The following is a 15,723-nucleotide window of genomic DNA, read 5'->3' on the forward strand; positions in this document are numbered from 1 at the left end:
GCCCGACGCGCTCCGGCGTCGCTTCGGCCCGTAGGCTGAGCGCGTGGCGAAGAGCATCCTCATCACGTCCGTCGAAGGCCATTCCGGCAAGTCTCTGATCGCGCTGGGCGTGATCGATGCGCTGAGCCGGGCGACCGCTCGCATCGGGGTGTTCCGCCCCGTCACCCGTTCCCGCGACCGCGACGACGTCCTGGAGATGCTGCTCTCGCGCACGCGGATCGGGCTGCCCGCCCAGGACTGCATCGGCGTCGGCTACGACGAGCTGCACGCGGATCCGGACGCGGCGCTCGGGAGGATCGTGGAGCGCTTCCACGCGGTGGAGGCGCAGTGCGACGCCGTGGTGATCCTCGGCAGCGACTACACCGACGTCGCGGGACCCGCGGAGCTCGGGGTCAACGCCCGCATCGCGGCGAACCTGGGTGCGCCGGTGCTGCTCGTCCTCGGCGGACGCGACACCGCGGGGCACGGCGAGCGGCTCGGGGCGACGGCGGCGCGCACTCCTGTGCAGCTCGGGCAGCTGGCCCGCCTCGGCGTCGCCGAGCTCGCGCAGGAGCGGGCCGTGCTCTCCGCGATCATCGTGAACCGGGCGGAGCCGGGGCAGGCCGACGACATCCGAGCGGAGGTCTCCGCGGTGCTCCGAGAGCGCCGGGACGAGTCCGCCGGAGAGGTGCCGGTCTGGGTCGTCCCGGAGGATCCACCCCTGGTCGCGCCGTCCGTGCGCGGCGTACTGCAGGCGCTCGGAGGCCGTCTCGCCCGGGGCGACGAGGAACTCCTGGACCGCGAGGTGCTGGACGTGGTGATCGCCGGCATGTCGATGGTGAACGTGCTTCCGCGCCTCATCGAGTCGGCGGTGGTCGTGATCCCCGCGGATCGCGAGGAGGTGCTGCTGGCGACGCTGCTCGCGCAGGCGGCGGGCACGTTCCCCTCGATCGCGGCGATCGTGCTGAACGGGCCCTTCGCGCTGCCGGAGCCGATCGAGCGGCTGCTGGACGGCCTCGGCCCGCGGGTGCCGATCATCGCGACCGACCACGGGACCTACGACACGACCGTGCGGATCATGAACGCGCCCGGGCGCCTGTCGGTCGACGCGCCGCATCGGGTCGGGCGCGCCCTGGCGCTGTTCGAGCAGCACGTCGACGTGCCTGCGCTCATCGCGCTGCTGGGCGTCGCCCGTTCCGACGTCGTGACCCCGCTCATGTTCCAGTACGAGCTGTTCGACCGCGCGCGCACCCAGCGCCGCACGATCGTGCTGCCGGAGGGAGGCGACGACCGTGTGCTCCGTGCCGCGGGCGCCGTGCTGAGCGGCGGCATCGCCGACCTCGTGATCCTCGGCGACGAGACGGCCGTGCGGGCGAGGGCGCGGGAGCTGGGCGTCGACCTCGACGCGGCGCGCGTGGTGTCGCCGACGGATCCCGAGCTCGTGCCGCGCTTCGCGGCCGAGTACGCGCGTCTCCGCGCGCACAAGGGCGTGACGCTCGCGCAGGCCGCCGACACGGTCACGGACGTGTCGTACTTCGGGACGCTGATGGTGCACCTCGGCCTCGCGGACGGCATGGTGTCGGGTGCCGCGCATACCACGGCGCACACGATCCGTCCCGCGTTCGAGATCATCAAGACGCGTCCCGGCGTCTCGGTGGTGTCGTCGGTGTTCCTCATGGCGCTCGCCGACCGCGTGCTCGTCTACGGGGATTGCGCCGTGATCCCGGATCCGACGAGCGAGCAGCTCGCCGACATCGCGATCTCCTCCGCGGCGACCGCGAAGGCGTTCGGCATCGATCCGCGCGTGGCGATGCTGTCGTACTCGACCGGCGACTCCGGCTCCGGCGCCGAGGTCGAGAAGGTGCGCGCGGCGACGGCGCTGGTGCGCACGCGCGCCCCGGAGCTGCCGGTGGAGGGGCCGATCCAGTACGACGCCGCCGCGGACGCCGCCGTGGCCCGGGCGAAGCTGCCGGGATCGTCCGTGGCGGGGCGGGCGACGGTGTTCGTCTTCCCGGATCTGAACACAGGCAACAACACGTACAAGGCCGTGCAGCGCTCCGCGGGCGCGGTCGCCATGGGACCGGTCCTGCAGGGGCTGAACAAGCCGATCAACGACCTCTCCCGCGGCGCGCTCGTCGAGGACATCGTCAACACGATCGCGATCACGGCGATCCAGGCCCAGGGGGATCGCGCATGAGCGTGGTGCTGGTGATCAACAGCGGATCCTCGTCGTTCAAGTACCAGCTGGTCGACTCCGGATCCGGCTCCGCGCTCGCATCCGGTCTCGTCGAGCGGATCGGGCAGGATCAGGGCCGTGCGGTGCATGTCGACGCGACGGGTGCCGAGACCGAGCGCACGCTGCCGATCCCGGACCACACCGCCGGATTCCAGGTGATGCTGGAAGCGTTCGCCGAGCACGGCCCCTCCCTGGAGGACGCGGCGCCGGTGGCGGTCGGGCACCGCGTGGTGCACGGAGGGGCGCGGTTCTTCGAGCCCACCGTGATCACCCCGCGAGTGGAGGCCGACATCGAGGAGCTCGCGGCCCTCGCCCCGCTGCACAACCCGGGCGCCCTGCAGGGCATCCGAGCCGCGGAGCGCGCGTTCCCGGACGTGCCCCAGGTGGCCGTGTTCGACACCGCCTTCCACCAGACGCTCCCTCCCGCCGCGTACACCTACGCGATCGACCGCGATCTCGCCGAGACGTATCGGATCCGGAGGTACGGCTTCCACGGCACCTCGCACAAGTACGTCTCGACGGCCGCGGCCGCGTTCGTAGGGGGTGACCGCGAAGACCTGCGTCAGCTCGTCTTCCACCTCGGCAACGGCGCGTCCGTCACGGCCGTGCGCGGCGGGCGGTCCGTCGAGACGTCGATGGGCATGACGCCGCTCGAAGGGCTCGTCATGGGGACGCGTTCGGGCGACATCGATCCTGCGGTCCTGTTCACGCTGGCCCGGCGGGCGTCGCTCACCGTCGCGGACCTGGACGAGCTGCTGAACACCCGCAGTGGTCTGAAGGGGCTGGCCGGCGTCTCGGACATGCGTGACGTGCTCGCGCGCGCCGAGGCGGGGGACGAGGCCGCGTCGCTCGCGTTCGAGGTCTACATCCATCGGCTGCGCAGCTACGCCGGCGCCTACATCGCCCAGCTCGGAGGTGTGGACGTGATCTCCTTCACGGCCGGCGTGGGGGAGAACAACGCGCTCGTGCGCCGGGAGGCCATGGCGACGCTGGGTTTCGCCGGCGTCGAGATCGATCCGCTGCGCAACGAGTCCGCCGGCCGGGGGATCCGGGTGATCTCCACCGACGAGTCGCGCGTGACGGTGCTGGTGGTGCCGACGAACGAGGAGCTGGAGATCGCGCGGCAGGCGGCGCAGATCCTGCCCTGACGGCGTGCGGCTCGGCGCTCAGGCGAACAGGGCGTCGAGGCCGTCCATGCGCACCCGGGGGCTCGGGGGCGCGGCCGCTGTGGCGAGGGGAGCCTGGACGCGCGTGTCGACGACGTCGAGGCACGCGAGCGCTGCGCTGGTCAGGAAGCGGCTCGGCTTGGCCTGGACGTGGCGGGCCGTGAACGCGGTCGGGTGCGTGGGCAGGATGTCGGGGGCGTAGACGCTCAGGGTGTCACGCGCCCGGGTGAGACCGACGTAGAAGAGGCGCCGCTCCTCTTCCAGCCCCGCCCGCGAGGTGAGCGCCATGTCGGAGGGGATGGCGCCGTCGGTGGCCCGCAGCAGGTGCACGGCCGACCACTCCAGGCCCTTGGCCGAGTGGATCGTGGAGAGCGTCACCCAGTCCTCATCGAGGTGCGGCTGCCCGGCCCAGTCGCCGGAGGCCGCGACCGGGTCGATCGCCTGCTCGCCGACGAACGACCGCAGATCGCTCCGGCGGCCCGCGGCCTCGGCCACGGCGGTGACGTCGCTCGCCCGCCGCTGCCAGTCGGGATAGTGCTGCTCGAGGAGCGTCGACACGGCGTCGTGGCACGCCTCGACGAGCTCGGAGACCGGGGAGTCGCCATCGACCACGCCGAGCAGCGACAGCGTCGTGGCGAGGCCCACCCGCGCGGTCGCCGGAGCTGCGGCGATCGCCTCGGGGCCGCCGGCGATGCCCTGATCGGCGAGCACCCCGGCGAGGCGCCGGGCGCTGACTTTCCCCAGCCCCCGGTGGCGCGTGAGCAGGCGGTACCACGCGATCTCGTCGTGGGGATTGAGCACGACGCGGAACGCCGCGAGCAGATCGCGGACGTGGGCGGTCTCGAGGTAGCCGATCCCCCCGAACTTCTTGAACGGGACGTCGCGCACGGTGAGCTCGATCTCGAGCAGCGCGCTGTGGGATCCGGTCCGCATCAGCACCGCCTGCTCCCGCAGCGGAACGCCGTCGGCATGGGCGGCGAGGATGCGATCGGCGACGGCACGCGCCTCATCGTCCGCGTTCTCGCACCGTACGAGCTCGGGACGCACCGCCGGGGCCGCGCGGTCCGCGAACAGCCGGATCGGGAACTCCTCCGGGCGGGTCGCGTTGGCGAGGTCGAGGATCGGCTGCGTCGAGCGGAAGTTGCGCTCGAGCCGGATCAGGTCGGCATGGGGGAGACGGTCGAGCACCTCCTGCAGCTGCCCCGCGCCGGCACCGCGGAACCCGTAGATGGCCTGCGCATCGTCGCCGACGACGGTGAGGCCCCGCCCGTCGGGGCAGAGCTCCTGGACGATGTCCGCCTGCACGCGGTTGACGTCCTGGTACTCGTCCACGAGCACCCAGTCCCAGCGCGCCCTGAGGCGCGCGCCCACGTCGGGATCCCGCACCAGCGAACGCCACGCGACCAGCAGATCGTCGAGGTCGAGCAGGCCGCGCGACCGCTTGCGCTGCGCGTAGGCGCGCAGAAGCGCCATGATCGGGTCGACGTGGCCGAGCGCCCACGGGAACTGCTCGGAGATCACCTCGCGTCCGGGGCGCTCCAGGCTCACCGCGCGGGATGCGATGTCGGCGATCGCCCTGCTCGTCGGCATCCGCCGGTCCGTGCCGTCCAGCCCGTGCTCGCTGCGCAGCAGGTCGATCAGGTCGACGATGTCGTCCGGCGCGAGCACGGTCACGTCGGCCAGCCCCAGATGCTGCGAGTACTCCGCGACCACCCGGTGGGCGACGGAGTGGAACGTCCCTCCGGCGATCCGCTGGGCGAGCGCGGTGTCGCCGACCATCGCGGCAGCGCGAGACGTCATCGCCGCGGCGGCCCGGCGGGTGAACGTCAGCAGCAGGATCCGTTCCGGCGGCACGCCGGCGTCGATGAGCCGGGCCACCCGGCTGGTGAGCACGCGCGTCTTCCCGGTCCCCGCGCCCGTCGCGACGACGAGCGGTCCGTCGCCGTGCTCGACGGCGCGGCGCTGCGCCTCGTCCAGGTCCTCGACCAGCTCTGCGGTGTCCATGCGGGCGACGGTATCCGTGCCCGCCGACATCGTCCTCGGCGACGCGGGTGCGCCACGCCCGGCGGACGGCCTGGTCGGAGGGACCGCCCCGAATCGGGTATGCTCTTTACCTGTGCCTCAGGGCACGCAAAACCCGCAAGGGCGATTGGCGCAGTTGGTAGCGCGCTTCCTTCACACGGAAGAGGTCGTCGGTTCGAGTCCGGCATCGCCCACCATTCCTCCCTCCTCCGCACGACGTGTCGTGATGTAACCTCGCAGTTGCAGAACGGCGTTCGACGCCCTTCCCGATGCGCAGGAGGCGACCGTGGCGAGCACGACCGGCAGGAACGCATCCGTCGTCGACGAAGGCGCGTTCCGCGTCACGCGCAGCATCGACATCGCCGCTCCCGTGCCGAAGGTCTGGCGCGCGGTCACGGATCCGGAGCTCCTGTCGCGGTGGTTCGGGCGCACAGTCCTGCTCGGCGACGGCGCGGGGGCGCACGGCACGATGAGCTTCGAGGGATACGGGGCGATACCGATCCGCGTCGAGGCGATCGATCCGGAGCGCTCGGTGACCTATCGCTGGAACAACGACGATGCGCTCGGCATGCTGCCGGCGCAGGTCGACGAGGCCTCCTCGACCGTCTTCACCTTCACTCTCGCGGCGCAGGGCGAGGGGACGCGGCTCACCGTGGTCGAATCGGGCTTCGAGCGCACGTCCGATCCGATCGCGAACCTCGAGAGTCATCGTCGGGGCTGGGACTTCGAGCTCGACAAGCTCGTGGCGCTGATCGAGGGGGAGCGATGACGCAGGCCCTGGTCCCGGTCTTCGCGGCGCTCGGTGACGAGACGCGGTGGAGCATCCTCGTCGCCCTCGGAGAGGGGGCCGCTTCGGCGTCCGCCCTGGCCGCGCGCTTCCCGGTCTCGCGGCAGGCGATCGCGAAGCACCTGTCGGTGCTGGCCGAGGTCGGGCTGGTCGAATCGGTGCGCGTCGGACGGGAGGTGCGCTACCGCGTCGTCGGCTCCGAGCTCAGCGCGACGGCGCGACGGCTCGACGCGATCGGGCGCGAGTGGGAGGGTCGCCTGGCCCGGATCAAGGAGATCGCCGAAGGGCTCTGATCCGACTCCGCCTTTTTGCAACTCAAGGGTTGCTTCTTCGGTGACGTAAGTGCAATCCTAAGGTTGCATATACGGACAGGGAGAGCGCATCATGCTGCTGCAGAACAAGGTCGCGGTCATCTACGGCGGGGGCGGATCGATCGGATCGGCCGCCGCCAGGGTCTTCGCACGGGAAGGCGCCCGGCTGTTCCTCGCGGGGCGCACGATGTCCCGGCTGGAGGAGGCGGCGGCCGCCGCGCGAGCCGAGGGGGCCGAGGTCTCGACCGCGGTGGTCGACGCCTCGGATCCCGCCGCGGTCGAACGGCACGCGGATCAGGTCGCCGAGGCCGCCGGCCGCATCGACATCACGCTGAACGCGGTCGGGTTCGATCACGTGCAGGGGCTGTCGATCGCGGAGACCTCGGTCGACGACTACCTGCATCCGATCGACGGCTACCTGAGGACGAACTTCCTCACGGCGAAGGCCGCCGCGCGCCACATGGTCGCGCAGCGCGCCGGCGTGATCTTGACGATCTCGACCCCCGGAGCCCGGCTGACCGGACGCGGCCTGATCGGCAACGCGGCCCAGTCCGCCGGGCTCGAGGGCTTCTCGCGGGCTCTCGCCGGCGAACTCGGCCCGGACGGCATCCGGGTCGTCTGCGTGCGCCCGCACGCGATCTCCGACGCCCTCGCGACCTCCTACGCGAACGCGATGTTCGGCCGCATCGCCGACGCCTCCGGCATCGGGATGGACGAGTGGATCCAGGGCCTCACGGGTGCCACCGCGCTCGGCAGGCTGCCGATGCTCGCGGAGGTGGGGGAGTACCTCGCCTTCGCCGCGTCCGACCGGGCCTCATCGATGACCGGGGCGATCGCCAACCTCACGGCGGGCGCCCTGGTCGACTGAGCCGGGCGAGCGGGACTGCCAGGACTCAGGCAGCCTTGCGCTGCCACACGCCGAACCGGTTGCCCGCGGGATCGGCCAGGTGGGCGAACAGGATGACGCCGTTGTCCACCAGGGGTAGGACGGTCTCGGCGCCGCGGGCGAGCGCGGCGTCGATGCTCGCCCGGATGTCGGAGACCTCGACGTAGAAGATCGCCCAGGTGCCCGATCCGATCCCGCTGGTGTCCCAGAGTCCGCCGTCGGTCTCGTTCACCATGCCGTAGCCGGACGGCCCCGCGGCACCGAACCGCCAGCCGAAGAGTCCGCCGTAGAAGGCCTTCGCCGTCTCGGGGTCGGGCGTGCCGATCTCGAAGTAGTTCACCGTGTTCTCGGGTGCATCCATCATGCCGATCCTCTCGATCCGCGGCGCCGGCCGTTCGCGGCGCCTGCAGCTCAAGGCTGGAACCTGCCACAGTGGCAGAGTCAAACCCGGGTTTCGAACACGGAGGTTCGGAGCGGTGATCAGGCGATCGGGATGTTGACCTCGGTCACCCACTGCTCCGGATCGCTCACTCGCCCGGGGCCGACGACGTACACGGTGAAGACCGGCCCGACCTGCGTGCGGCCGTGCTGGGCGATCCACTCGCCGAGCGCCTGCGTCGCCCGCCCGATCGTCTCGAACTCGCCGCGGTGCGTCGTCCAGGCGACCCGGCGGGCAGGGAGGTCGACGATCTCGAACCCGCGTCGCGGGGTGAAAGGACCGTGGTATTCGCGCCAGATGGCCATCTCCACATCGTCGTCGCGGTACTCGGCGTCGAAGTACGTCGCACCGGTCAGGTCTCCGAAGAGGCTCGGATCCACCTCCGCGGGCGATGCGAGAAGGTCGCGCAGGTCGGACCACAGCTCGCCCTCCGCCGGATAGCAGGCCACCGTCCGCTGCAGGGCGAGCACGCGGGCGGGAGCGAAGGTCCGCTCGGCGACGACCGGCAGCGCAGCGTCGATCCCGGCGATCAGGGAGCGGGCGAGTCGCCGCTGCGCGGCGAGCTGTTCTGCGGCCTCGTCGAGTCCCGCGACGTGTGCCTCCAGGCGGTCGTGAAGCGTCGCAGGCGACTCCTGGAACAGCGGCAGCAGCTCCGCGATCAGGGGGATCCCGCAGCCCGCATCGCGGAGCGATCGGATCCGGCCTGCGAGACGCAGCTGCTCCGGCGCGTATCGGCGGTAGCCGGTGTACGGGTCCACGTCGGCCGGTGCGAGAAGCCCGCGCTCGTCGTAGTGACGCAGCATCCGCACGCTGATCCGCGCGTAGCGCGAGAAGTCTCCGATGCTCAGCAGAGCATCGCCGTGATGGGTCATGCCCGGCATTCTGCCACTCGGCCACTCGGCCGCCCGGTCCTCCGCGTGGTTCGCAGCCCGATGCACGCCGACATGGGGCGAGGTCTATGCTGACCGCCATGGAAGCAGACGCGGACGCCGCCGACGCGATCCGCGCTCTGATCGCGCGGACCTATGCCGCGATGTCGACGCCGGGCAGCGACTTCGCGGAGATCTTCGGTCACCCCGACATGACGGTCGCCGGGTCGGGTGCGGGGGAGCTCATGGACGGTCCCGAGCGGGTCATCGCCGTCGCCGGGGCGATCGCCGCGCAGGGGCGCGTCTGGGTGCCCGAGCGGGTGCGCGTGTGGCGCCGGGGGGATGTGGCCTGGGCGCAGATCCTCGGCGGCGTCGACCTCACGGAGAGCGGCGGGGTGGTCCGCGTGCCGTACACGACGACCCGGGTGTTCTCGCTCGGGGCCGACGGGTGGCGGTGGGTGTATTGGGGCGGTGCCGAGCCGCAGGAAAGCCCCCGGGTATGAGCGTGGACACGCCCGAGAACGGGCCTCGGTTTGGCGCACGCCGGATCCTCGGCTAATGTATTTCAAGTGCCCGGGACACCGGGGAAAACACAAAACGCGGATGTAGCGCAGTTGGTAGCGCACAACCTTGCCAAGGTTGGGGTCGCGAGTTCGAGTCTCGTCATCCGCTCCAGTGCAGGAGCCCCTTCGGGGGCTTCGGCATGTGGGTTCGAATCCACATGGTGGCGTGGCCGAGAGGCTAGGCACCGGCCTGCAAAGCCGTTTACACGGGTTCGAATCCCGTCGCCACCTCGCTCTTCTCAATTGAATAGCCTGAACAGGCGCGATTGGCGCAGCGGTAGCGCGCTTCCCTGACACGGAAGAGGTCACTGGTTCGATCCCAGTATCGCGCACAGCAGAAACCCCCGGTCCTCCGGGGGTTTCGTCGTTTCCGGGCGGGTCGTGCAACACCCGTTCGGAGGTGCGTGCAATAGTGCAACTCGTCCGCTGTGTGACTGGAACCGCAGTATGAACAGGGAAAAGTCCGCGGCCTCAGCCGTAACAACACAGGATTTCGCGAGCTCCACACCTTCGCCGTCGATCGCGTACGGCCCCGGGCAGGAAACCGCCGAGTGCGTCTTCGTCACACCAGAGATGGCAGTCGCGTGGCTCGCGGTCAACATCGACCGAACCCGCAACATGCGGAAGAGCCGCATCAACGGGTACGTGCGAGACATCCAGAGCGCCCGCTGGGTCGTCACAGGCGAAGCGATCAAGTTCGACACCAGCGGGCGCCTGATCGACGGTCAGAACCGATGCCAGGCGATTGCTGCGGCTGGCCAGGGCGCATGGGTGCTAGTGGTGCGGGGAATCAGCGAGGACGCGCTAGTGGTGTTGGACTCGGGTGCCGCTCGCAACACGGGCGACATGCTCGTCATCACCGGGCTGGCTGACCGGGCCGATGCGAAGGACGTGGGTGCAATCGCGCGGCTTCACACTGCCTGGACGCATGGAGACGTCAAGCAGGCCGCCTCGCACATCGGAGGAAGCACAGGCAGCTGACCAAAGGGGAGATGGCGGACGCAGTGCTCGCGATCCCCAACATCGAGTTCGCGGCTCGGCATGCACGCGGCATGTACCGGTACCTCCGGTTGCCCGTCAGCGCGCTCGGGGTGGCGTTCCTCGAGTTCTCCAAGATCGATGTGGAGACACGACCGAGTTCTTCAACCGGATTCGTGACGGCATCCAGAACGGCCTTGGAGACCCCTTCCTGACGCTCTCGAGGCGAGTCAGCAATGACCTGCAGGCCGGCTCCTCTCGACGCATCCTGCCGGGACAGGCGTTGTTCTACCTGTTTCGCACCTGGAACGCGTTCCGGGACTGCGAATCGCTCGTCAAGCTACAGATCGGGTCCCCGCAGGCCGGATTCACGCCCATCCCGACTCCTTGCTGAGGATGTGGGCTTCTCGGGCTCGTCGCGTGAGTTATAGGCAGGCGGAAATGAATCATGTGTACGCACTGACCAAACCCTGTGAGTATGCTGAGCGCCACGACCTGATCGGCTGGAGGACCAATGACCAATGACAGTGCTGATGTTCCTGCCGCATGGCACCCAGACCCGACCGGACAGCACGAACTTAGGTACTGGGACGGGTCAGCATGGACGGACCACGTTTCGGACCAGGGGAATCAGAGCCTCGCACCCATGACTGCGCAGTCGGCAACCGAGCCGACCGACTCACCAAACGGTGATCTAGCGTCTTCCGAGATCGCACCCAAAAAGCGCAGAAAATGGCCCCTCATTACGCTCGCGTCGGTGTTGGGCGTGATCCTTCTGGTGGCCATCGTCGGCGCGATCAACGGCGGCATGAAGAAGGCTGTGGCGGGCGCAACCGCGACACCTCCCGCGGCGGCCGCTCCGCCGACCACGACGCCGACACCAGCCGCGCCGAAGGTGACTACGCCTCCTCCCGCTCCAGCACCGAAGGTGGCGCATCAGGAGTTCTCCGGTTCTGGCGACATGGTTGAGGCAGTCAACATCACGGCTCCCGCAGTGGTCACGTTCCGTTGCGACGCATGTGGAAGTAACACCGTGCTGAAGTCCAACGGCGCGGAATCGCTGATCGTGAACGAGATCGGTGCCTACAGCGGTCAGCACCTCATCAATGTGCGCGACAACTCGCTGACTACGGAGTTCACGATCAACGCAGACGCGGATTGGTCCCTTGTGATCGATGATCTCAGCATCATCCCGCCGACTCATGGCCCGGCATCCGGTCACGGAGATTCCGTGCTCGTGATGAGCGACAAGTTCACGACCGCTGCAGTCACGAACGTTGGTGAGTCGAACTTCCTCGTCATGGCGTACGGCCGCGGGAACGTCTCGCCGCTCATCGTGAATGAGATTGGTTCCTACAGCGGAACAGTCAAGATCGCGGGCCCCGCGTACATCACTGTCAATTCCTCTGGCGACTGGTCGATAACGCCCCAGTAGTCGCGCGCGATTGACCCGTCGCCTCGCAAGTCGAGGCGGCAGGTCGTCACCCCGGGAAGCGTGCGATGCCGGCAGCGAGGTCCACGACCGGATGCCGCATTCCTCACCCCGGAAGCAATGGACGCATGGCTCGAACCGGTGAAGCTCGACCGCGTCGGCCGCGAGGACAGGATCGCCCTGCTCGACGGATCCTCCGTAGCGGTCGCGTCGACCATCGAGCAGTACGTCGTCGACCGGAAGGTGAACAACTCTCGCACCGTGGAACGCGCCGCGCCAACCGTTATCGCTCCAGTTCGCTAGCGCGGCCGGGTGTCGAGCAGAGTTGCGTTGGCAAAGATGACGATCTCGTCGAGTTCCGCGACCTTGAGGTGAAATTGGTAGGTTCCTGGAGAAGGGATCTCCAGTTCACGAAGGGGGACCGGAGCTGGAACGCACTGCGGCCAAGAGTCGGAGGCTTGCCAGCCCAGATGCCCACCGAATTCGACCGGGTCGAAGCCGGTTGGGCCGACAATCCTGACGCCAACTTCAATGTCGCGATCATTGATCAAGTCGTCTTGGTCGAGTTCAATCATCACAGCCAGATCGACGCCGAGAGTTGCGGGGTATTCCGCGCGTGCCAGGAGGTTGACGCCGCCGGAAAGCATGCTCATCGTTCCTTCTCGTACGTTGACTGCGTCCGCCAGTGTTGCGACTGAAATTCTCATCGGTTGGCTACTTCCCGTACGCCAATGGGAGACCACTCCATGCGGGTGTTCGTAGTTCCCACGTGGTTCGCCGACGCCAATTCGGGCGCGCCGTAAGGAACTCCGGCGGGCATCGCCGTTAGCTTCAGGTACGTGCCGCCTCCGTGCTCGATTGGCACCGCATACAGGTCGTGTTCATCAGTAACCTGGCGTCTGCTGGCGCGTCGCGGCTGGCGCCGACGCAGTGGCGGCACCGAGGGATCAGCGGGTTCCGCTTCCAGCCGTGCCAAGTACCCGGTGGCCCTCAGATACCTGGCAAGGGTCGAAAGCCGGACATTCCCGTCACCGTGGAGGATCTGAGAGACGCGCCCCTCGGAGACATCGAGAGCATCGGCCAACTGTCGCTGGGTGAGTCCACTCTGCTCGAAGGCCTTCCACATTAGCGTCGAGGCCTTGACCATGATCTCCGCGGCCGCCAGCTCGCGGGCGCCCTCCGGCGTCTGAGCTTCAAGCGCCGCTGTCGACAGCTGTCGTTCCAGGTTCCCGGTCATGCTCAACATCCTCCATCCTTATCGCGCAACTTGCGTCCAGATCCTCTTTCCGGGTCTTCTGTCCGTCTTTGGCGAAACAGTGGCCAAGTCGTATGTACTCGTCGAAGTCGTCGGGGAGGTCCCAGCGGTATCCACCGTTCCAGGTGGCTACCTTCTGGCCATGCTTCGGACTCCAGCCGCCTTCTCCATCGGTGTCATAGAACGTGGCGCGTATCGATTCAACCTTCAGTTCCCAGATCCCATCGTCCAGACGGTTGTAGGCATTCGGGGGGAGCTCGCCCTCGCAAGCTAGCTGCTTCACGTGTGCCAACAGGCGAGTCCTCAATTTCGGTTGATACTCGTCCGGGAGCGATTCGGCGCCTGGGTCCGCCCACATCCCCGACTCGAGCTCGTCGAGCAGGTCGGAAGCCGGGGCGGTTATCTTGTCCGCCGCGACGGCACAACTCACTTCGAAATAGGTACCTTCGGCCACTACCCTACGCTGAAGTTTAGGTAAAGGTAAACCCTGATCCGGCTCCTCGGCCGCCGCCGTAGTTTCAGTGCGATCAACCTCAGTCACTCGTAACCCCTCTCTTCACAGACATGGGTAGCGATCTTGTGCACGGCGGTCGCAGATGGCGTCAAGGTGGCCGCAGGCGATGTTGGGGCGCATCCTGCGAAGAGGAGTGTGCGGTTCATGGCGCGAGCATAGCGCCCGGTCTATCCATGAAGCGCCCTCTCGATCCCGCGGCCGATCTGCTTACCCACCGTCAACGGATCCCGATCGAACATCTGAATACTCACGGGTGCCTCGACCCGAGCGGTCGCCGAGCCGGCGGCGCTGGGGTCGTCGATGGTCACGTGGACTTGCGGTGTAGAGGCGACATACACGCGTTCCGAGTAGGTGTTGTGCTGCAGCGAACCGGAGTGCATCGCGGCCCGCCACGTGTCGAACTGCCGCGGGCGGCGCGCTGCTCTCACGTCCTCGGCGGTCAGCATGTGCTCTCCGTTCGGCGCTATGATCGGGATCGAATCGCAAGTACTGGTGTCGGGACCGGTGATGAGGCCACCGGTCGCGTATGTCCCCATCCGGCCGTTGCCGGAGACCGCATCGCTCAGGTCGGGGAGGATGGCCCGGTATTCGATCGTGCCGTGCAGAGTCCCGTAGCGGCGATGAAGTCGTCGATCGTTCCGACTGCTGGGCCCGTGTTCGCGAGGACGGTCATCCTCTTCGACGGGGGAAGGGCGAACACCTTGTCGGCGTGGATCTGCACCTGGTCTGCGCTGAATCCAGCCGCGGTCGCAGAGCCGATGAAGTTCTGCCTCTGATGGGCGAGGGTCGCGGCGTACTTGTCGCTGGCGTCCTTCGCGGACACCGTGGCGGAGTCCACCTCGAACCGCTTTTGCGGGGCGGTCTGGGCAGCCCCCGCGACGTCGGCGCGTGTGGGCGGCGTCCTGCGAGCCCGCCACGATGTTCTATCAATCAGAGCGACCTCGATCAGCTGGCGCCCCAGGTTGAAGCGGTTACCCGCAGAGCAGAAGTAGAGGTCCCGTAGCCATGCCAAGGCACAACTACGGGGCTTCTGCCAAGGGTCGCGACGGTGTCGAAGAATGCCCCGCTCGCTAACGCTCGGGGACAACCGATCGAAAGCTTGGGGTCGAATCAGCCGAGTGCTGCTGCTCCACGGCATTTCCAGGGGCCGCTCCGGTGCGCGACACCAAGAGACGCGACGAACCTCTTGATCCCATCCATCCCGGGCTACTCGTTGTCGATCTATTCGATCACGACCGGATCGCCCGGAAGCGGCAGCATTGAGGCGATCGTGTCGGCGACCTGCTCCAACAGGTCGCAGCTCACGAACTCCATCGACGGGCCTGCGGCCGCGAGCAGGAGAGCACGGGCTGTATCCATGGCGAAGTCGGCATTGTGAGCATGTCGTTCTGTCACCGGCCAAGACAGAGCGTCGGCGTCCTCGAGGAGGTTGAGGACCGCGAGCGTCGCATCGTCGAGGCGCTCCTCTTCACCTTGCTGGGTGATTTCGCGTAGAGCCGCCCTGACGACATTTCCGGCTTCCTCCAAGACTGGAATGCGAGTGAACTCATGCGGGTCCGGGTCGCCGAGGCGAGAACGCAGATCGGGCGACGCTTCAAGAACGGCGTCGACGCGCTGCTCGATCCGAAACATCTCCTCGAGATCTGCGGGATCGAGGTCGCGGTGGGTGTAGGCGAAAGCGTTCTTGAGCTCGGCTTCGCTGATGCGGACCGGCTGCTCGGGTGTCATGTTCATGTGGTTACTCCAGAGGGTGAGAATGGGGAGGCTGCGCAGAACCGGGCACCTCCGGAGATCCGATAGGTTCTCCACCTACCTACATGCGCGGTGCGCACACGTCTTGCGTCGCGAAGCCCTCGAGAGACGTGCAGCGCCGAGGACGAATCCGGAGCAAACAGAGATCTCGTGGGCGAACCCACAGGTCTCTGTTTGCTCCGGTCGGGGAGGCTGCCACTGCGTCTTCTCCACGGGGAGCGTGTTGAACGCCTTCACTAGAGGTACGGCGACGTCGATACGGCCGAACGGCTCGCGTGTCTTCCGTCTGGTCTTCGCCGGCATGGCCTCTCCTCATCTCGGGCGAGCGCCGGCGCCGGTTTCCTTCCCTACCCCTAAGCCGTGCCGTCCGAGCAATGCGTGGGGTGGACGCGAGGGCGTCGTGCCAGGCCCTGCCCACGGTCGTCTCCCGTTCGGCCGGGTGCTTCTCGATGGCGTCGGGAGCGCCGAGGTCACGAGCCGGGAGGACAACAGCTCCTCCAGATCCTTCGCGTGTTCTGCGGCCGTGATGCCCTC

At 68.1% G+C, this 15,723-nt stretch carries 19 protein-coding genes, 4 tRNA genes and 1 pseudogene; 15 read left to right on the forward strand and 9 right to left on the reverse strand.

Annotated elements, in window-relative coordinates; all coding sequences use genetic code 11:
* The first annotated feature begins 43 nt into the window (after window positions 1-43).
* Window positions 44-2,176, forward strand: a complete 2,133-nt coding sequence (gene pta / locus RL72_RS16325; protein ID WP_045251942.1) for a phosphate acetyltransferase — start codon at window positions 44-46, stop codon at window positions 2,174-2,176.
* Entirely contained in the window at window positions 2,173-3,363 is a 1,191-nt protein-coding gene (locus RL72_RS16330) for an acetate/propionate family kinase (protein ID WP_045251943.1), read from the forward strand. The genes pta and RL72_RS16330 overlap by 4 nt, the downstream gene beginning before the upstream one ends.
* A gap of 18 nt (window positions 3,364-3,381) precedes the next feature.
* Here the strand turns inward: RL72_RS16330 and RL72_RS16335 are convergent, their stop codons facing one another.
* Window positions 3,382-5,385, reverse strand: coding sequence for an ATP-dependent helicase (locus tag RL72_RS16335; RefSeq protein WP_045251944.1), 2,004 nt, complete (start codon window positions 5,383-5,385; stop codon window positions 3,382-3,384).
* Between the two features lie 139 nt (window positions 5,386-5,524).
* Here RL72_RS16335 and RL72_RS16340 point away from each other — a divergent pair.
* The 4 genes from RL72_RS16340 (at window position 5,525) to RL72_RS16355 (ending at window position 7,369) form a co-directional block, all read left to right on the forward strand.
* A tRNA-Val gene (locus tag RL72_RS16340) sits at window positions 5,525-5,600 on the forward strand.
* A gap of 89 nt (window positions 5,601-5,689) precedes the next feature.
* Window positions 5,690-6,172 (forward strand): SRPBCC domain-containing protein, encoded by a 483-nt coding sequence (locus RL72_RS16345; RefSeq protein WP_045251945.1) that lies wholly within the window; start codon window positions 5,690-5,692, stop codon window positions 6,170-6,172.
* Window positions 6,169-6,483, forward strand: coding sequence for an ArsR/SmtB family transcription factor (locus RL72_RS16350; protein ID WP_045251946.1), 315 nt, complete (start codon window positions 6,169-6,171; stop codon window positions 6,481-6,483). The genes RL72_RS16345 and RL72_RS16350 overlap by 4 nt, the downstream gene beginning before the upstream one ends.
* Window positions 6,484-6,574: 91 nt before the next feature.
* Window positions 6,575-7,369 (forward strand): SDR family NAD(P)-dependent oxidoreductase, encoded by a 795-nt coding sequence (locus RL72_RS16355; protein ID WP_045251947.1) that lies wholly within the window; start codon window positions 6,575-6,577, stop codon window positions 7,367-7,369.
* A 25-nt stretch (window positions 7,370-7,394) separates the two neighbouring features.
* Here RL72_RS16355 and RL72_RS16360 read toward each other — a convergent pair whose 3' ends face one another.
* Both RL72_RS16360 and RL72_RS16365 read right to left on the reverse strand, forming a co-directional pair.
* Window positions 7,395-7,751 (reverse strand): VOC family protein, encoded by a 357-nt coding sequence (locus RL72_RS16360; protein WP_211256074.1) that lies wholly within the window; start codon window positions 7,749-7,751, stop codon window positions 7,395-7,397.
* Window positions 7,752-7,867: 116 nt separating this feature from the next.
* On the reverse strand, window positions 7,868-8,698 hold the full coding sequence (locus RL72_RS16365) for a MerR family transcriptional regulator (protein ID WP_045251949.1): 831 nt from the start codon (window positions 8,696-8,698) through the stop codon (window positions 7,868-7,870).
* A 98-nt stretch (window positions 8,699-8,796) separates the two neighbouring features.
* On the opposite strand from RL72_RS16365, the gene RL72_RS16370 reads away from it, so the two are divergent.
* The 9 genes and pseudogenes from RL72_RS16370 to RL72_RS16405 all read left to right on the forward strand — a co-directional run bounded on the left by RL72_RS16370 (window position 8,797) and on the right by RL72_RS16405 (window position 11,971).
* A complete protein-coding gene (locus tag RL72_RS16370; RefSeq protein WP_169748249.1) occupies window positions 8,797-9,198 on the forward strand; it encodes a nuclear transport factor 2 family protein in 402 nt (133 codons plus the stop codon).
* 96 nt (window positions 9,199-9,294) lie between these two features.
* A tRNA-Gly gene (locus RL72_RS16375) sits at window positions 9,295-9,370 on the forward strand.
* A gap of 48 nt (window positions 9,371-9,418) precedes the next feature.
* Window positions 9,419-9,489, forward strand: a tRNA-Cys gene (locus RL72_RS16380).
* A 29-nt stretch (window positions 9,490-9,518) separates the two neighbouring features.
* Window positions 9,519-9,590, forward strand: a tRNA-Val gene (locus RL72_RS16385).
* A 115-nt stretch (window positions 9,591-9,705) separates the two neighbouring features.
* On the forward strand, window positions 9,706-10,239 hold the full coding sequence (locus RL72_RS16390; protein WP_156156826.1) for a hypothetical protein: 534 nt from the start codon (window positions 9,706-9,708) through the stop codon (window positions 10,237-10,239).
* Between the two features lie 11 nt (window positions 10,240-10,250).
* Window positions 10,251-10,451: a hypothetical protein gene (locus RL72_RS16395; RefSeq protein ID WP_045251952.1), complete on the forward strand. Its 201-nt coding sequence runs from the start codon at window positions 10,251-10,253 to the stop codon at window positions 10,449-10,451.
* Window positions 10,452-10,750: 299 nt separating this feature from the next.
* Window positions 10,751-10,858: pseudogene (locus tag RL72_RS20520) on the forward strand (DUF2510 domain-containing protein); the annotation flags it as partial.
* A 24-nt stretch (window positions 10,859-10,882) separates the two neighbouring features.
* Window positions 10,883-11,671 (forward strand): hypothetical protein, encoded by a 789-nt coding sequence (locus RL72_RS20155; RefSeq protein WP_169748248.1) that lies wholly within the window; start codon window positions 10,883-10,885, stop codon window positions 11,669-11,671.
* Window positions 11,672-11,788: 117 nt separating this feature from the next.
* A complete protein-coding gene (locus tag RL72_RS16405; RefSeq protein WP_045251954.1) occupies window positions 11,789-11,971 on the forward strand; it encodes a hypothetical protein in 183 nt (60 codons plus the stop codon).
* Here the strand turns inward: RL72_RS16405 and RL72_RS16410 are convergent.
* The 6 genes from RL72_RS16410 to RL72_RS16430 form a co-directional block, all read right to left on the reverse strand.
* Entirely contained in the window at window positions 11,968-12,321 is a 354-nt protein-coding gene (locus RL72_RS16410) for a hypothetical protein (RefSeq protein WP_045251955.1), read from the reverse strand. The two genes, RL72_RS16405 and RL72_RS16410, sit on opposite strands and share 4 nt — an antisense overlap.
* A 50-nt stretch (window positions 12,322-12,371) precedes the next feature.
* The gene (locus RL72_RS16415) at window positions 12,372-12,905 is read right to left on the reverse strand and encodes a helix-turn-helix domain-containing protein (protein ID WP_169748250.1); all 534 of its coding nucleotides are present in this window, start codon (window positions 12,903-12,905) and stop codon (window positions 12,372-12,374) included.
* Window positions 12,862-13,377, reverse strand: a complete 516-nt coding sequence (locus RL72_RS19950; RefSeq protein WP_169748251.1) for a hypothetical protein — start codon at window positions 13,375-13,377, stop codon at window positions 12,862-12,864. Before RL72_RS19950 ends, RL72_RS16415 begins: the two co-directional genes overlap by 44 nt.
* Before the next feature lie 227 nt (window positions 13,378-13,604).
* Entirely contained in the window at window positions 13,605-13,883 is a 279-nt protein-coding gene (locus RL72_RS16420) for a hypothetical protein (RefSeq protein ID WP_045251957.1), read from the reverse strand.
* A 116-nt stretch (window positions 13,884-13,999) separates the two neighbouring features.
* A complete protein-coding gene (locus tag RL72_RS16425; RefSeq protein WP_045251958.1) occupies window positions 14,000-14,275 on the reverse strand; it encodes a hypothetical protein in 276 nt (91 codons plus the stop codon).
* Window positions 14,276-14,658: 383 nt separating this feature from the next.
* A complete protein-coding gene (locus RL72_RS16430; RefSeq protein WP_045251959.1) occupies window positions 14,659-15,171 on the reverse strand; it encodes a hypothetical protein in 513 nt (170 codons plus the stop codon).
* Between the last annotated feature and the right edge of the window lie 552 nt (window positions 15,172-15,723).

Origin of the sequence: Microbacterium azadirachtae (assembly GCF_000956545.1) — a bacterium.
Lineage (GTDB): Bacteria > Actinomycetota > Actinomycetes > Actinomycetales > Microbacteriaceae > Microbacterium > Microbacterium azadirachtae.

Bases quoted from the DNA above. Each gene is read 5' to 3' on its own strand.
- RL72_RS16350 (WP_045251946.1), top strand. From the start codon at position 6,169: ATGACGCAGGCCCTGGTCCCGGTCTTCGCGGCGCTCGGTGACGAGACG.
- RL72_RS16330 (WP_045251943.1), top strand. From the start codon at position 2,173: ATGAGCGTGGTGCTGGTGATCAACAGCGGATCCTCGTCGTTCAAGTAC.
- RL72_RS16415 (WP_169748250.1), bottom strand. From the start codon at position 12,905: ATGACCGGGAACCTGGAACGACAGCTGTCGACAGCGGCGCTTGAAGCT.
- RL72_RS16405 (WP_045251954.1), top strand. From the start codon at position 11,789: ATGGACGCATGGCTCGAACCGGTGAAGCTCGACCGCGTCGGCCGCGAG.
- RL72_RS16390 (WP_156156826.1), top strand. From the start codon at position 9,706: ATGAACAGGGAAAAGTCCGCGGCCTCAGCCGTAACAACACAGGATTTC.
- RL72_RS16430 (WP_045251959.1), bottom strand. From the start codon at position 15,171: ATGAACATGACACCCGAGCAGCCGGTCCGCATCAGCGAAGCCGAGCTC.
- RL72_RS20155 (WP_169748248.1), top strand. From the start codon at position 10,883: ATGACTGCGCAGTCGGCAACCGAGCCGACCGACTCACCAAACGGTGAT.
- RL72_RS16335 (WP_045251944.1), bottom strand. From the start codon at position 5,385: ATGGACACCGCAGAGCTGGTCGAGGACCTGGACGAGGCGCAGCGCCGC.
- RL72_RS16420 (WP_045251957.1), bottom strand. From the start codon at position 13,883: ATGCTGACCGCCGAGGACGTGAGAGCAGCGCGCCGCCCGCGGCAGTTC.
- RL72_RS16360 (WP_211256074.1), bottom strand. From the start codon at position 7,751: ATGATGGATGCACCCGAGAACACGGTGAACTACTTCGAGATCGGCACG.
- RL72_RS16410 (WP_045251955.1), bottom strand. From the start codon at position 12,321: ATGAGCATGCTTTCCGGCGGCGTCAACCTCCTGGCACGCGCGGAATAC.
- RL72_RS16365 (WP_045251949.1), bottom strand. From the start codon at position 8,698: ATGACCCATCACGGCGATGCTCTGCTGAGCATCGGAGACTTCTCGCGC.
- RL72_RS16355 (WP_045251947.1), top strand. From the start codon at position 6,575: ATGCTGCTGCAGAACAAGGTCGCGGTCATCTACGGCGGGGGCGGATCG.
- RL72_RS16395 (WP_045251952.1), top strand. From the start codon at position 10,251: ATGGCGGACGCAGTGCTCGCGATCCCCAACATCGAGTTCGCGGCTCGG.
- RL72_RS16370 (WP_169748249.1), top strand. From the start codon at position 8,797: ATGGAAGCAGACGCGGACGCCGCCGACGCGATCCGCGCTCTGATCGCG.